The following is a 13,275-nucleotide window of genomic DNA, read 5'->3' as shown; positions in this document are numbered from 1 at the left end:
GTCTCCCCCCCCCCCGCCCGCGCCCCGCCCGCCCACCACCTGGGGGCCCGGGCCCGACCCCCCCCCCCGCGCCCCCCCGGGTCCCCCCCCCGGCCCCCCCCCCCGTCCGGCTTCCGGTCCGGTGATCAGTTGGTGTTGAGCGTCAGACCGTAGTACGAGAGGGCGTCGTCGAGGGGCTGGAAGTACGACGAGCCACCGGAGTTGGTGCCCGAGCACTGCTGGCCGGTGGGGCCGCCCGAGGTCATGCCCTGCGCCTGGCTGCCGGAGATGTAGGCGCCGCCGCTGTCACCGCCCTCCGTGCACACCGACGAACTGCCGAGGCCGGTGACCACGGTGTCGGGCCCGCCGTGTTCGTCGGTGTAGGTGACGGAGACGTTGTACGACTTCACGGCGCCGCAGGTCCAGCCCGTGGTCTGGCCCGACTTGCACAGTGAGGCTCCGGAGGCCGCGCGCTTGCTGCCCTTGACGGAGACGTTCGATCCCTGCCCCCACGTGCCGACCTGGGTGGCGATGGAGTCGTCCTGGTCGACCTGGGCGATGCCCATGTCGACGCTCCGGCGGCCCAGGGCGTAGCGGCTGTCGACGCCCTTCGCGAAGTGCGCGCTGCCGTAGTACAGGTCGGTGAGGTCGGCCACGCAGTGGCCGGCGCTCACGAGGTACTGGCGCCCCGATGAGTCGTGGGCGCCGTAGCCGACGGAGCAGATCCAGCTGCCCTGGCTGTTGGTCCAGGTCATCTTGCTGCCCGGGTAGACGGCTGCCTGGGGGCCGAGGCGCTGTCCGTCACGGACGACCCGCACCGCGCTGCCCCGCGAGGCCGCCGCCTTGAGGAACGACTTGGCCGCCGCGGACGTACGGCCGGGTGCGACGTGCACGGTCACGGTGTCGCTCGGCAGATCCACCGCCCATGAGGCGACGCCGTCGGGGGCCTTGCGGAGAGCCTTCGCGTCGAGCGATGCCTTGATCCGGTCCAGGGCGCGCTCACCGCGCTGCGGTACGCGTGCCACCAGGCCGTGCTGTCTGACCTGCCGGGTCGCGGCAGGAGTGGAGACGTTCACGGTCAGCTTGCCGTCCGCGGTGAAGTAGGCGCCGTCCGTCGTCACCCCCGATCTGTTGAGGGTGGCCAACTCGTTCTGCTGAGCGGCCTGGTGGTCGAGCCGTGCCACGGCTGCGTCTTCGCTGACGCCGAGGGTGCGGGCCAGCGCCGCCACCATCGCGGGCTGATAGCGGGGTGTGGAGGTGGGGGACGGGGCGGCCTGCGCGGCGCCCGTCGCGAACGCTGCTGACAGCAGCGTGCCGACCGCGGTGGTCACCAGGGATATTCGAGAAACGCGCACAGCTTTCCTCTCGTCATGGGCATGCCAAGTGCGCGACAGGGCTGATCAGGATTCTTCTGTGCGTGAAGACAGCCGTCGCGCATGTGGCGTGCCGGTCCAGCGGCCTATGGGGGGAGTGCGCCGCTGACCCGAACTCTGGCCCGGCCCCGTGGGGTTGTTCAAGATGTGTTCGGTGTCCGCTTTTCCACAGAGGTGCAGATAACTGTTGAGTTCAGCGCTGTCCGCGGTGGCGCCGTCCCGGGGCCGGTGGGCCCGCCCGGCCGCTGCCCCGCACCTCGGTCACCGACTCCTCCGGGTGGCGGTTTGAGTAGGAGTACTCATGATCGGGGGCCATGGCCGGTGCAGGCTTGCCTGACGCCGGTACCCGGCCCGACCCGAGGAGTCCCCATGAACGCGTCCGTCCGTCCCCGTACGGCCTCGTCCGGCATCCGGCGCGGCCGTCGCTCCGTGCCGGTCCTGGTACTGGCCGCGGTGTCGGTGGCCTTCACCGTCACCGGCTGTTCGCGGGCGGACGCGATCTGCGGCGGGGGTGAGTACCCGGTGCTGAACGTGGGCTCGACGGGCAGCGCCTGCGCCACCAAGGGCCATGAGCCGCCGAAGGGCTACACCCGCTATCCGGAGGGCAAGGTGCCCGAGCACGTCGGCGACAAGTGGGACACCTACTGGCAGACCCACACGGTCGACAAGGACGGGAAGACCGTCAAGGCGCCGAAGGACTGAGCGGGTCCCGGGCCGCCGGAACGCCGGGGCGGGGGACCGGGTCCCCACGGGCCGTACGGGACTCCGGCCGGGCACGGGTGCCTGCGGGGCGAGAACCTGTCCGGGCTCAGATCTCCAGCAGGACCGTGAACGGGCCGTCGTTCGTCAGCGAGACCCGCATGCTCGCCCCGAACCGGCCCGTCTCGACGGTCGCGCCCAGGGCGCGCAACCGGTCCACCACCTCGTCGACGAGCGGCTCCGCCACCTCGCCCGGCGCCGCCCCGTTCCAGGTGGGGCGGCGGCCCTTGCGGGCGTCTCCGTACAGGGTGAACTGCGAAATCACCAACAAAGGGGCATTCGCGTCGGAACACGACTTTTCGCCCGACAGGATGCGCAGGGACCATACCTTTCGGGCTAGCTGCGCCGCTTTTTCCGATGTGTCCTCATGGGTGACCCCCACGAGGACGCACAGACCCTCGCCGGTGATCTCACCCACGGTCTCACCAGCCACGACGACGCTCGCGCCGTCCACCCTCTGCACCACTGCACGCATGTGGCCCAACCTATCCGGGGCCGAACGTGTGCGGAGAGACGGCTGTGGCGCCGATCGGAGTGGCACCATGCACGGGAGGCGGTGCACCGCACCGGTCGAGGGGACGGAATACGCATATGAGTACATCTGGCGCCGGGCAGTCGACCGGTCCCGTATCCATGACCCGGATCAGCTCCGTTCAACGGACACCCGCGCAGCGCGTGGGCGCCGCGCTCCCGGCGGTCATCGAGCACGACATCGGCAGACTGCGCCTGCCCGAACTGCGCACGCTGCGCAAGGACGCCCAGCGGGACGAGGCGGACCTCAGCTACGTACGGCGGATGCTGCACGGGCGGATCGACATCCTCCGCGCCGAGCTGTCCCGGCGCACGGGCCCGGAGTCGCCGGTCGTCGAGCGGCTCTCCGAGATCCTGGCCGACCTGCCGTCGTCGCACCGCTCGTCGGCCCGCCATGTGACGCTCTCGACGCCGCGAAGCGTGGAGAACACCCAGCTGGCCGCCGACATGCTCGCCGAGGTGGAGCTCTCCGACCTCGGCGCCCGTACGGACGAGGAGCTGCACACCGGAATGGGCCGCCTGGTCCGCTACGAGCAGCAGGTCTCCAGCCGCCGGCAGCACCTCCAGCGCACCGCGGACGATTGCAGCGCGGAGATCGCCCGCAGGTACCGTGAGGGCGAAGCGCAAGTAGACGACCTGCTCACCTGAGGCGATCCTTCGGGTGGCGGGCCCCGTTCCCGGAAGGCCGACGATGACCGCCAGCACCACCGCCCCTGTATCCCCGGTCCTCGCGGAGGTCGTGCGCTCCGGCTTCGTGGAGGGCCGGCACCGGGGCTCACTGGTGGTGCTCGCCGCCGACGGGAGCGTCGACTACGCGCTGGGCGACCCGTCGCTGCCGGTCTTCCCCCGCTCCAGCAACAAGCCGATGCAGGCCGCCGCCGTACTGCGGGCCGGGCTCGACCTCTCCGGCGAGCGGCTGGCGCTGGCATCGGCCAGCCACTCGGGCGAGGAGTTCCAGCGGGCGCTCGTGCGGACGATGCTCAGTGAGTTCGGACTGCGTGAGAGCGATCTCCAGTGCCCGGCCGATCTGCCGCTGGACCCGGTCGAGGCCGAGGGATATCTTGCCGCGGGCCATGAGCGTGAGCGCGTCACCATGAACTGCTCCGGCAAGCACACCGCGATGCTGGCCGTCTGCGCGCTGAACGGCTGGCCCACCGACTCCTACCTCGACCCGTCCCACCCGCTCCAGCGGCTGGTCCTGACGGTGGTCGAGGAGGCGGCGGGCGAGCGGGTGACCTCGGTCGGTACGGACGGGTGCGGGGCGCCGCTGATGGCGATCAGCCTGGTCGGCCTGGCGCGGGCGTTCCGTACGTTCGTCCTCGCCCCCGACGGTTCGCCGGAGCGGCGGGTCGCGGACGCGATGCGCGCCCACCCCGAGTACGTCGCGGGGACCCGCAGGCCGGACACCTGGGTGATGCGGGCGCTGCCCGGGGCTCTCTCCAAGATGGGCGCCGAAGCGGTCCAGGCGCTGGCCCTCCCGGACGGCCGGGCGCTCGCCTTCAAGATCGACGACGGCTCGACCCGGGTGCTCGGCCCCGTGCTGGCCCGGACTCTGGAGCGGATGGGGGTGGAGAGCCCGGTGCTGGCCAGGCTGGCCGACGCGCCGCTGCTCGGTGGCGCCGCCAGGGTCGGCGAGATCCGCGCGGCACTCTGAAGAGCTTCCGGGCCACCCGCGCGGGGCCGGGAACGCCCGCGCGACAGTCGGTAATTCGCGCGACAGTCCGAGGGATGGGTACTTACCGTGGCCACCATGGCAGTTGACGTCCGTACGGTCCCCGAATCCGATTACCCCGACTGGCTGCGGGCCTGTCACACCGGCTTCCTCCGGCCGCCGGCCGTCTCCGACGAGGAGGTCCGCAGCCGTCTCCCGCACACCGATCTGGCCCGGACCCAGGGCGCGTTCGACGGCGGGCGCTGTGTCGGGACCTTCCGGTCCTTCGCGCAGGAGATCAGCGTCGTCGGCGGGGCCTCGCTCCCCTCGGACGCGGTCACCAATGTCACGGTCACGCCGACGCACCGCAGGCGCGGGCTGCTCAGCCGGATGATGGCGGTGGACCTGGCGGCGGCGAAGGAGCGCGGGGAGGTGCTGGCCACGCTGATCGCCGCCGAGTACCCGATCTACGGCCGGTTCGGCTTCGGCCCGGCCGCCTGGGCCACCGACTGGACGGTCGATGTGCCGCGCGCCGGGCTCGACCCGCGCTGGGCCCGCCCGGAGTGCGCTCCGCTTCGCTCCGCCTCCGCCTCCGCCCGTGACAAGGATCTCGGTGGCGGAGCCGGCCGGATCGATCTGGTGGACGGCGCGGACGTACGGAAGCTCGGACCCGAACTGCACGCCCGCTTCCGGCGCTCGCAGCCCGGCGCGACCAGCAGGAACGAGCGCTGGTGGGCCGTCAGGACCGGCCTCGACCAGGTGCCGGGCCACCCCTGGACCGAGCCCTTCTACGCGGTCTACCGCTCGCCCCGGGGCGAGGTCGATGGGCTGCTCGTCTACACCGCCGACGACCACTGGGGCCCCGCCAAACAGCCGCTCAACACCGCCACCGTGCTGGACCTGGTCGCTGTCTCCCCGGCCGCCGAGCGCGCCCTGTGGCACTACCTCTGCTCGGTCGACTGGGTCACCACCGTGCGGGCCGAACACCGGGGCCCCGACGATCTGCTGCCGTCCCTGCTGCCCGACCCGCGGGCGGCCAGGATCACCCAGCAGGCGGACTATCTGTGGATCCGGCTGCTCGATGTCGTACGGGCACTGGAGAGCAGGACGTACGAGGCGTCCGGCACTCTGGTCCTGGAGGTGCGGGACCACGACGGGCTCTCGGCGGGGCGCTACCGGCTGGACGCCTCTCCCGACGGCGCGGTCTGTGCGCCGACCTCGGAGAGCGCCGATGTCGCCCTGGACGTGGGGGAGTTGAGCGCAATGTATCTGGGTGACGCGTCCGCGGTGCGGCTCGCCGCGCTGGGCCGGATCTCGGAGGAGAGGGCCGGCGCGGTCGCCGTCACCGAGGCGCTGTTCCGTACGGCCGTCCGGCCGTGGTGCCCGGACGGCTTCTAGAGCGCCCCGGTTTCCGGGGAGGCCCGGTTCGTGGAGGGGCCCGGTTCGCGGAGGGGCCGGGTTCCAGGAGGGGCCCGGTTCCGGGAGGGCTCAGCCGATCAGGGCCTTCACCTGGATGAAGAGCATGAAGGCACCCAGACAACTGCACGGGAGACTGCCCGACTTCACGCCGACGGTGAGCATGCCGAACCCGACGAGTCCCGCGATTCCGAACGCGGACTGAACGGTCTGCTCGATGACGAATCCGACTCCTGCGACCAGGAGAGCTGCGGTAGGCATGGGGTTCCCTCCTTCGGGATGGTGGGGAGCACCCGCTGCCTGCACACCGTTGTATCGGCTTGTATGCCCCATGGAGAGTTTTTGCAGTCAAGTACCAGACAAGTGGGCCCGGTTGGCCTGACGGTGGTATGCCCGCCGCTTGTATATCCGTAAACCTGTCTGGTGACTTGCCTGGTTGGTTGGCTGGTTGATTGGCCGGAAAGGTGACCCTGTCTGTTTGTTCCTGTCAATTACGTTGCGCTGCCCGGTAGTTGTACGGTGGTGTGGTGGCCCCACGTGACGCAGACAGCACAGACGGCAGGAAGTTCCAGGTCATCGCGGACGACCTGCGGACCGAGATCGCGGACGGACTCCACCGGGTGGGCCGGCAACTGCCCTCCCAGCGTGAACTCCAGGCCACCTACGGGGTATCGCGCGAGACCGTCGGCCGGGCGCTCGACGTACTCAGGGCCGAGGGGCTGATCTCGTCCAGCCGGGGCCGCCCGGCAACCGTGACCGACGGCCCCGCCGCCGCGGCGCCCGCAGACTCCGTACCGTCCGCGCAGCCCGCACAGGTCACCCTCCAGCCCAGGCTGCGGGCCGCCTTCGAGGCCGAGACGGTCACGATGGATGTGCTCTCGCTGACCTCGGAGACGATGGCCCAGCACCTCGGCGCGCAGATGGCGCGGATCAGCGACGGCGAGATCCGGCCGCAGAGCATCGCGCTGCGGCTGATGCTCCCCGACATCACCGGCATACGGCTCGCCTTCCCGCGCGGGGTCGAGGACCCCGACGACGACCGGCCGCGCAAACGCCACCGCGACATGGTGATCAACCACGCCAGGTCGCTGCGCCACTCGCTGCTGAGACTGCGCCACCAGGGTCTGGTGCCCGAGGTGTCGGTACAGATCCGGACCGTGCCCTTCACCCCGCCGCTGAAGTTGTACCTGCTGAACAAGGACCAGCTGCTGGAGGGCTACTACACCCTGGAGCAGTGGACACCTGAGCCCATCGACGGCGTGGAGGTCACCATCCTCGACTCGCTCGGTGTGGGCGCGACGCTCTTCCCGTACACCAAGCCCGGACAGGCACTGAAGGTGGAAGCGGCGCAGAGATTCTTCGACTCCTACTGGGACCAGCTGGCCCAAGATGCGGATTTCGGCGACTGACGTGCTGCCCTCCCCCGATGACACCCCCGCCCCTGCCCCCGCCACCCCGGCCCCTGGCGCAGCCGCCCCCGCCGCCCCGGCCCCTGGTACCGCCTCCCTTCCCGTCCCGACCGCTGCCCCCGCACTGCGGGCGCTGCTCTCCCGTGCCTCGCTGGTCCTCTGGGACTTCGACGGCCCGGTCTGCGGGCTCTTCGCCGGGCTGCGCGCCCCCGCGATCGCCGCCGAGCTGCGCGCCATGGCCGCCCTGCGGCTGCCGCGCTGGTCGGGGCCGGACGAGCCACACGATCCCCTCGCGGTCCTCCGGCGTGCCCATGACGCCTTCCCCGGCGACCCGGACGGGCTGGTCTCCGCCCTGCGCAAGCGGCTGGAGGAGCTGGAGACGGAGGCGGCGGCCACCGCGGAGCCCACCCCCGGCGCCTTCGAGCTGATGGAAGCGTTGCTGGCGACCGGAAAGCAGCTGGTCATCGCGACCAACAACAGTGAGGCAGCCGCCCGCGCCTATCTGGAACTGCACGGAATCGGGCGGTACTTCGCGGCGGTCGTCGGACGGCACGACGACCCGCGGCTGATGAAACCGCACCCGTACTGCCTGGAACGCCTGCTGGCGGAGACCGCGACGGACGCCGCCGGGGGGCTGATGATCGGCGACTCCCCCGCCGACGCCCTCGCCGCCACCTCGATCGGGGTCCCGTTCGTGGGGTACGGCACCGGGCCGGAGAAGCTGCTGCGGCTCGGGGACGCGGGCGCGGCGTACTTCGTCACGGACCTGGCCGTCCTGAGCGGGGCGGTCGCCGGGTAGCCGCCCCGGGACGCCGCCCGCGGGGGCTCCCGCGGCCGGAGCGGGCAGCCGTCGCCAGGTGTACGTCGCCAGGTGTACGTACAACCCCCTTACGTTCCGGGGGGTTTGAGGCCATCGGCTCTCCTGGGTATGAAGGTGGGCAGCGGCCAGGGACGGTCCGCCGGCGAGCTTCGGTCACGAGAGCGCAGGAGCCGCATGCCTGAGGGAGCCCGCAGCGCCTGCGGCCGTACGGCCGACAGCTGGGACCTGCTGTACCGAGCCGCCGCCGAGGGGGAGCCCCTCAGCGGCTACTACCACCGGAACTACCGGGTGCGGCTGCCGCCCGACCTCGCCGACGCGATGTCGCTGCCCGCCGGGACACCGGTGAAGGTGCGGGCCCCCATTCCCGGAGCGGCCCAGTTCAATCTGCGGATCTGGCCGGAGGGCGAGCTGCTGCGTGCCGTCGCGGGCCGGGTGGACGGCAGCCCCCGGGTCCTCGCCGACCGGCCGGGTTTCACCGTGCACTCCTACGCCCCGGGGGTGCCGCTCTCCGGCCGGGCCGGGACCGCCGGCCGGGCAGGCCGGGGCTACGTGGTCCAACTGGTGTCACTGTTCAGGCAGCTGACCGCCGTCCCCGTCCAGGCGCTGCCCCCGCTTCCGGACGGCTGGCCGGGGGACGGGGACTGCGGCGGATTCCTGCGTACGCTCGTCGACTTCACCGAGTCCGGTGTGAAGGGCCGCGCCGGCCGGGCACACCAGGAGCTGTTCGCCGCGCTCGGGGTGGACGACGGGGCGCTCGGCAGGCTCCGGGAGCGGGCGGCGGAACTCGGCGAGCGGCCCTTCGCGCTGCTGCACACGGACGCCCACGCGGGGAACCTGATCGTCGGCCCGGGCGGGGAACTCGCGCTGATCGACTGGGAGCTGGCGCTCTACGGAGACCCGGTCTACGAGATAGCCGCCCATCTCGGACGGATGCGGTACACCACCGGCGCCCGGAGGAGGGCCGCGCTGCGGGCGTGGCGGTCCGCGGTAGCGGTGAGCTGCCCCGGGGCCCTGAACGACCACCGGGGCGCGCTGCGGATCTATCTGGACTTCGAGCGGCTGCTCTCCGTCTACATCGATGTGATCCGGGTGACGCTGGCGCTGCCGCACCACGCGGGCCCCGCGGAGTTCGCGGCGGCAGCGGAGCGGATCCGTACGGTGCTCGCCGCCGCGCGGGGACCGCTCGGGCTGCGCGGGGTGCCGGATACGGAGCGGGTCGCGGCGGCGTGTGCGGTGTGGCGGCGGAACGCGCGGGATGTTCCCGGGATGTGGAACAGCCCTGTGTGGAACGGCCCTGTGGAGACTGGCGTCTTGACGTACGGACAGAAGCGCTCGCGGAGAAAGCGGAACGTGGTGGAAGAGCCGCAGAAGTGGTTCGATGCAGTCAGGACTGCGCAGGGCCCGGACATGGGCAGCCTGTCCGAGTGACTTCAGAGGCGACCGATGTGACCGATGCGAACGATGTGACCCACGCAAATGATGTGGCCCAAGAGGCCGTTGTGGCCCAAGAGACCGATGTGGCGGACGGGAACGATGTGACCGTCCCGGCTGCCCCGACCCATCCGACCCGAAGTGAACAGGCGGTATCCGTGATCCGTGAGAACCTCCGAGACCGGATCGCCGCGACACGGTATGTGCTCTTCGGCTTCGACGGTCCGCTCTGCCGGCTGTTCGGACCGGCCGCCGAGCAGGCCGTGTCCGACGGGATGCGGACGTTCCTGGAGGAGCGCGGGGTCAACGCCCTCGCCCCGGACGCGGATCTCGCCGGGCTCGCCGACCCGCTCGACATCCTGCGTACGGTCGGGGCGCTGCACCCGGGCAGCGACCTGGTGGCGGACCTGGAGGAGTGGCTGACCCGCCAGGAGCAGCGCGCCGTCGCCGGGGCATGGCCCACGATGTACGCGGACGGTGTCGTCCGCACCTGGTCGGCGACCGGCGGCAGGCTGGCCGTCACCACCAGCCACTCGTCCCGGGCGGTGCGCGATTATGTGAAGGGCCGGGGTCTCGCCGAGTGCTTCGGGCCGCACATCCACGGCCGGACGACCGCCGACCTCCAGCTGCTCAAGCCGCATCCGCACACGCTGGAGCAGGCGCTGGCCGGGCTGGGCGCGGACCGCGCCACGACGCTGGTGATCGGCGACACGGTGCCGGACCTGCGGGCGGCCCAGGAGGTCGGCCTGCCGTTCCTCGGCTACGCCAGAAGCGACCTGGCCGTCGACGAACTCGCGTCGGCGGGCGCCGACCTGGTGCTCAACACCTGGGAGCCGGTCCTGGACATCCTGTGGGGCCGGTGAGCGCTACCCGCCGGGCGGCGGACGGCGCGCGGGGGCCGGGCGCCGTACGGGAGGGACTCGCGCGGCGGCCGGGCGCGTTCCTTGCGTACGCTCGTCCGTCATGAGCGGCGGGAAGGGATTGCGCGAGCACAACCGGCAGCGGACCTACTGGGCGATCTCGGACGCCGCGATCCGGCTTTTCCTGGAGAAGGGGTTCGACGCGGTGCCGGTGGCGGAGGTGGCCGCCGCGGCCGGGGTCTCCAAGCCGACGCTCTTCCGGTACTTCCCGGCCAAGGAGGACCTGGTCCTGCACCGGTTCGCCGACCACGAGCGGGAGTCGGCCGGGGTGGTGGCGGGGCGGCCCGCCGGCCGGTCGCCGCTCGACGCGCTGCGGCTGCACTTCCAGGACGGGCTCGAACGGCGCGACCCGGTGACCGGGCTCAGCGACGCGGCGGAGGTGCTGGCCTTCCACCGGCTGCTGTACGGGACACCCGCCCTCGTCGCGCGGCTTTACGCGTACACGAGCCGTACGGAGGAGGCGCTGACCCGGGCGTTGGCGGAGGCGGGGTCCGGGACGGAGACGCCCGGCGGGCCGGGTGTTCTCCTCGGGGCGCGGCTGGCGGCCGGGCAGATCGTGGCCGTCCAGCGGATCCTGGCCATGGAGAACTGGCGGCGGATCGCGGAGGGCGAGAGCGCCGACCAGGTGTACCCGGACGCGGTGTCCGCCGCGGAGTGGGGATTCGCGCAGCTGCGGGAGGGCTTCGGCGGCCGGGCGTCCGCCAAAGAGTAAAAAATGTTACTCGGTAACGTTATTCGGTAGGCTCGCCGTATGACGACGCCACCCGACGAACAGCTGAGCGCCGAACTGGGCGCGGAACGGACCTACCACGACGCCTGCCGGGCGGCTCTGTCCGGAATGGCCGAGGACGCGGAGGAACGGGTCGTCAGCGGCGAGAATGCCTTCGCCTCGGGCGCCGACGCCGAAGTGCTCGGGTACCAACTCCGGAGCCAGGCGACGGAGTTGCGGGAGGAGCCGGACAGTCCGCTGTTCTTCGGGCGGCTCACCTTCGGCGCCGACGCCCCACGCGACCACCGCGGGCAGAGCTACCACATCGGCCGCCGCCGGATCAGCCGCCACCCGTCGGTACCGCCGCTGGTCATCGACTGGCGCGCGCCCGTCTCGCGCGCCTTCTACCGGGCGAGCGTGAGCGACCCGCAGGGCGTGGCGGTGCGGCGGAGGTTCGGCTGGGCGCCCTGGAGCGACGGGGCGTCCGACGACCTCACCGGCCTGGAGGACGAACTGCTCCAGCCGGGACCGGGGCCGTACCACCGCGCGGACGGCGAGCAGCGCGCGGACTCCGAGCACCGTGAACACGGCGAGCACCGTGGACCCGGCGAACCCGGCGAACCCGGCGAACCCGGCAGGCACGGCGCCCCCGGCGGAAGCGCCATCCTGACCGCCGAGATCGAGCGGCCCCGGGTCGGCCCGATGCGGGACATCGCCGCGACCATCCAGCCGGAGCAGGACGATCTCGTACGGGGTGAACTCGCCCTGTCCGTCTGCGTGCAGGGCGCCCCGGGCACCGGCAAGACGGCGGTGGGGCTGCACCGTGCCGCGTACCTCCTCTACACCTACCCGCAGCGCATCCGGCGCAGTGGTCTGCTGGTGCTGGGCCCGAACCGGACGTTCCTGGCGTACATCTCCGAAGTGCTGCCCTCGCTCGGTGAGATCGGGGTCAGACAGTCGACGGTGGACGACGAGCTGGCCCGCCACCCGGTGCTCGGCCAGGACCCGCCCGCCGCCGCCGCGCTCAAGCACGACGTCCGCATGGCCGAAGTGCTGCGCCGGGCGCTCTATGCGCGGGTCTCGGCGCCCACCGGGGGACTCGCGGTGCCGGACGGTTCGTACCGGTGGCGCATCGAGCCGGACGAGCTGGCGCGGATCGTCGCCGGGGTGCGGGAGGAGGCGCCGCTGTACGCGGTGGGGCGTGAACGCTTACGGGAGCGCGCGCTGAACGTCTTCCGGCGCCAGGTCGAGCGCAGGGCCGGGCCGCCGAGCCGGGAGTGGCTGCGCCGGATGGGCCGGGCCCGCGCGCTGTCGGCCTTCGTCGACGCGGTGTGGCCGAAGGTCTCGGCCGAGGAGGTGGTGGCGGAGCTGCTGACCCGGCCGCAGCTGCTCGCCGAAGCGGCGGACGGGGTGCTGAGCGCGGCCGAGCAGCAGGCGGTGCGCTGGCCGAAGCCGCCACGCTCCTGGCGCGGCGCGAAGTGGTCGGCCGCCGATCTGGTCCTCATCGACGAGGTGAAGGGGCTGATCGAGCGGCCGGAGGGATACGGGCACGTGGTCATCGACGAGGCGCAGGACCTGTCGCCGATGCAGTGCAGGGCGGTGGCCCGCCGGGTCGACTTCGGTTCGGTGACCGTGCTGGGCGATCTCGCCCAGGGCACGACCCCGTGGGCCGCCCGCAGCTGGCCCGAGCAGCTGGCGCATCTGGGGAAGCCGGGGGCGGCGGTGGTGCCGCTGACGCTGGGTTTCCGGGTGCCCGAGGTGATGGTGGAGCTGGCGAACCGGCTGGTGGGCTCGCTGGGCGTGGAGGTGCCGCTGGGCCGCTCGATGCGGAGGGACGGCGAGCTGACCGTACGGCGGGTCGATGAGGACGGCGACCTGGCGGCGGCGGTCGTGGAGTGCGTACGGGCGGCGCTGGCGCAGGAGGGATCGGTCGGGGTGATCGCTGCCGATGACGCGGTCCCGGGGCTCCGGGCGACGCTGGAACAGGCGGGGGTGCTCGGCTCCGGGGCGTTCTCGGACGCCGCGCCGGGGGAGGGGGCGGCCCCGGGCCGGGTGAGTGTCGTGGCCGCCGGGATGGTGAAGGGGCTGGAGTACGACCATGTGGTGGTCGCCGAGCCGGCCGCGATCGTGGCCGCCGAGGATCGCGGGCTGCACCGGCTGTATGTGGTGCTGACCCGGGCGGTCTCCCGGCTGGACCTGGTGCACCGCCGCGACCTGCCAGCGCCGCTCACGGCCTCTCCCTGAGAAGAGGGACCTCTCCCTGAGATGAGGGAGGGG

The 13,275-nt window shown here is 72.2% G+C and carries 13 protein-coding genes; 10 read left to right on the top strand and 3 right to left on the bottom strand.

The window, feature by feature from the left end; all coding sequences use genetic code 11:
• Positions 1–125: 125 nt before the first annotated feature.
• Positions 126–1,310 (bottom strand): S1 family peptidase, encoded by a 1,185-nt coding sequence (locus ACFXBC_RS10340; protein WP_385021277.1) that lies wholly within the window; start codon positions 1,308–1,310, stop codon positions 126–128.
• Positions 1,311–1,721: 411 nt separating this feature from the next.
• On the opposite strand from ACFXBC_RS10340, the gene ACFXBC_RS10335 reads away from it, so the two are divergent.
• Complete coding sequence (locus ACFXBC_RS10335; RefSeq protein ID WP_385021274.1) at positions 1,722–2,054, top strand: SCO0607 family lipoprotein; 333 nt, start codon at positions 1,722–1,724, stop codon at positions 2,052–2,054.
• A gap of 106 nt (positions 2,055–2,160) precedes the next feature.
• Here the strand turns inward: ACFXBC_RS10335 and dtd are convergent, their stop codons facing one another.
• Complete coding sequence (gene dtd, locus ACFXBC_RS10330; RefSeq protein WP_385021271.1) at positions 2,161–2,586, bottom strand: D-aminoacyl-tRNA deacylase; 426 nt, start codon at positions 2,584–2,586, stop codon at positions 2,161–2,163.
• Positions 2,587–2,702: 116 nt separating this feature from the next.
• Here dtd and ACFXBC_RS10325 point away from each other — a divergent pair, with 116 nt between their 5' ends.
• The 3 genes from ACFXBC_RS10325 to ACFXBC_RS10315 all read left to right on the top strand — a co-directional run bounded on the left by ACFXBC_RS10325 (position 2,703) and on the right by ACFXBC_RS10315 (position 5,691).
• The gene (locus tag ACFXBC_RS10325; protein WP_385021268.1) at positions 2,703–3,290 is read left to right on the top strand and encodes an ABC transporter substrate-binding protein; all 588 of its coding nucleotides are present in this window, start codon (positions 2,703–2,705) and stop codon (positions 3,288–3,290) included.
• A 43-nt stretch (positions 3,291–3,333) separates the two neighbouring features.
• Positions 3,334–4,296 carry an asparaginase gene (locus ACFXBC_RS10320; RefSeq protein WP_385021265.1) on the top strand — a complete coding sequence of 321 codons (963 nt, stop codon included), beginning with the start codon at positions 3,334–3,336 and terminating at the stop codon, positions 4,294–4,296.
• Between the two features lie 96 nt (positions 4,297–4,392).
• Positions 4,393–5,691 (top strand): GNAT family N-acetyltransferase, encoded by a 1,299-nt coding sequence (locus ACFXBC_RS10315; RefSeq protein ID WP_385021262.1) that lies wholly within the window; start codon positions 4,393–4,395, stop codon positions 5,689–5,691.
• Positions 5,692–5,781: 90 nt separating this feature from the next.
• Here the strand turns inward: ACFXBC_RS10315 and ACFXBC_RS10310 are convergent, their stop codons facing one another.
• On the bottom strand, positions 5,782–5,970 hold the full coding sequence (locus ACFXBC_RS10310) for a hypothetical protein (RefSeq protein WP_385021259.1): 189 nt from the start codon (positions 5,968–5,970) through the stop codon (positions 5,782–5,784).
• 266 nt (positions 5,971–6,236) lie between these two features.
• Here ACFXBC_RS10310 and ACFXBC_RS10305 point away from each other — a divergent pair, with 266 nt between their 5' ends.
• The 6 genes from ACFXBC_RS10305 to ACFXBC_RS10280 all read left to right on the top strand — a co-directional run bounded on the left by ACFXBC_RS10305 (position 6,237) and on the right by ACFXBC_RS10280 (position 13,242).
• Positions 6,237–7,118, top strand: a complete 882-nt coding sequence (locus ACFXBC_RS10305) for a winged helix-turn-helix domain-containing protein (protein WP_385021256.1) — start codon at positions 6,237–6,239, stop codon at positions 7,116–7,118.
• On the top strand, positions 7,099–7,917 hold the full coding sequence (locus ACFXBC_RS10300) for an HAD family hydrolase (RefSeq protein ID WP_385021253.1): 819 nt from the start codon (positions 7,099–7,101) through the stop codon (positions 7,915–7,917). Before ACFXBC_RS10305 ends, ACFXBC_RS10300 begins: the two co-directional genes overlap by 20 nt.
• Before the next feature lie 195 nt (positions 7,918–8,112).
• Positions 8,113–9,366, top strand: coding sequence for a phosphotransferase (locus ACFXBC_RS10295; protein WP_385021250.1), 1,254 nt, complete (start codon positions 8,113–8,115; stop codon positions 9,364–9,366).
• Between the two features lie 71 nt (positions 9,367–9,437).
• Positions 9,438–10,232, top strand: a complete 795-nt coding sequence (locus ACFXBC_RS10290; protein WP_385021247.1) for an HAD family hydrolase — start codon at positions 9,438–9,440, stop codon at positions 10,230–10,232.
• 100 nt (positions 10,233–10,332) lie between these two features.
• A complete protein-coding gene (locus tag ACFXBC_RS10285; protein ID WP_385021244.1) occupies positions 10,333–11,001 on the top strand; it encodes a TetR/AcrR family transcriptional regulator in 669 nt (222 codons plus the stop codon).
• A gap of 39 nt (positions 11,002–11,040) precedes the next feature.
• Positions 11,041–13,242 carry a HelD family protein gene (locus tag ACFXBC_RS10280; RefSeq protein ID WP_385021241.1) on the top strand — a complete coding sequence of 734 codons (2,202 nt, stop codon included), beginning with the start codon at positions 11,041–11,043 and terminating at the stop codon, positions 13,240–13,242.
• The last annotated feature ends 33 nt before the right edge of the window (positions 13,243–13,275 follow it).

This window comes from Streptomyces sp. NPDC059398, assembly GCF_042751845.1.
Taxonomy (GTDB): Bacteria; Actinomycetota; Actinomycetes; order Streptomycetales; family Streptomycetaceae; genus Streptomyces.
Note: the sequence above shows the minus strand (reverse complement) of the source record. Positions and strands in the feature narration are given on the sequence as shown.

Excerpts from the sequence above, each read along its gene's own strand:
- ACFXBC_RS10335 (WP_385021274.1), top strand. The coding sequence starts at position 1,722 with ATGAACGCGTCCGTCCGTCCCCGTACGGCCTCGTCCGGCATCCGGCGC.
- dtd (WP_385021271.1), bottom strand. The coding sequence starts at position 2,586 with ATGCGTGCAGTGGTGCAGAGGGTGGACGGCGCGAGCGTCGTCGTGGCT.
- ACFXBC_RS10325 (WP_385021268.1), top strand. The coding sequence starts at position 2,703 with ATGAGTACATCTGGCGCCGGGCAGTCGACCGGTCCCGTATCCATGACC.
- ACFXBC_RS10320 (WP_385021265.1), top strand. The coding sequence starts at position 3,334 with ATGACCGCCAGCACCACCGCCCCTGTATCCCCGGTCCTCGCGGAGGTC.
- ACFXBC_RS10315 (WP_385021262.1), top strand. The coding sequence starts at position 4,393 with ATGGCAGTTGACGTCCGTACGGTCCCCGAATCCGATTACCCCGACTGG.
- ACFXBC_RS10310 (WP_385021259.1), bottom strand. The coding sequence starts at position 5,970 with ATGCCTACCGCAGCTCTCCTGGTCGCAGGAGTCGGATTCGTCATCGAG.
- ACFXBC_RS10300 (WP_385021253.1), top strand. The coding sequence starts at position 7,099 with ATGCGGATTTCGGCGACTGACGTGCTGCCCTCCCCCGATGACACCCCC.
- ACFXBC_RS10295 (WP_385021250.1), top strand. The coding sequence starts at position 8,113 with ATGCCTGAGGGAGCCCGCAGCGCCTGCGGCCGTACGGCCGACAGCTGG.
- ACFXBC_RS10285 (WP_385021244.1), top strand. The coding sequence starts at position 10,333 with ATGAGCGGCGGGAAGGGATTGCGCGAGCACAACCGGCAGCGGACCTAC.
- ACFXBC_RS10280 (WP_385021241.1), top strand. The coding sequence starts at position 11,041 with ATGACGACGCCACCCGACGAACAGCTGAGCGCCGAACTGGGCGCGGAA.